General features: G+C 43.6%; 1 protein-coding gene. It reads right to left on the bottom strand.

Going from position 1 to position 849, the window contains the following annotated elements; genetic code table 11:
- Positions 1-849, bottom strand: an 849-nt coding sequence (tssA, locus tag R7040_RS25510) for a type VI secretion system protein TssA (RefSeq protein WP_318097432.1), incomplete at both ends; no start/stop codon positions are given.

The following is an 849-nucleotide window of genomic DNA, read 5'->3' as shown; positions in this document are numbered from 1 at the left end:
TGTTCGATGGAGTAAGAAACTGGTGAGTGAGGCTCGCTTTCTCTAAAAAAGTCCGCCACATGTTGCAACTGTTGAATAGCTTGTTCTCGAGATTGCATGTTTGTAACTAATAACGCAGATGAGTGGTGAGTAACTGCTTGTTGACTTGCTTCTTCTAACTCTTCATCACCATTTTCGTCAGAAATGGAGACCTCAGCCTTATCCTTAAAACGATTACCCAACAAGTGCTTAAGTGCCGCGTGTATTGATTCAATTCTTTTTGAAATATATGAGCTAGGCGTTACATCCCCTACAGCGTCATCAAGTCGCTGACTGAACTCATTAAAAGCACCTGTAGCGAACTCGAGATCTGCAATCAGAGACTGGTAAAACTCATCAGAAGTTGATTTCACCGTGTCAGTGATACGCGACAATTCAATTGCGCCTTGATCTACTCGTGCTCTTCGCTTGTCTTCGTCCAAGCGCTCGAGTTCAATAGCTTGTTGGTACTCCCAATATGCATAAGATTGCTCCACACCCATATCCGTCAAAGGAATCGAGGCAAGAGGAAAGATCAGCGTTCCCTCACTATCAATACCATTAAGTCCAGTGATGGCAGAAATCCGCGTTTCTATGCCGTCTTCATCAGGCATTGGGTGCAGCTCATCCCAATATGACTCAACAAACGCGCTAGCAATTTTGTAGCCTACGCCCATGCCTCTAAAACCATAAAGCCGAGTTAATGCTTCTATTAGCCAGGCAACAAACTCAAAATCTTTTGATTGTGTAGCGAGAACTTCTGGTACTTCTTCAACAAAAACGCGCCATAAGTTGTTATGTGTATGAATACTCTCTTCTTCGATGATGGCG

It is taken from the genome of Vibrio sp. 1069, from assembly GCF_033340555.1.
This window is presented reverse-complemented; position numbering and strand designations above follow the sequence as displayed.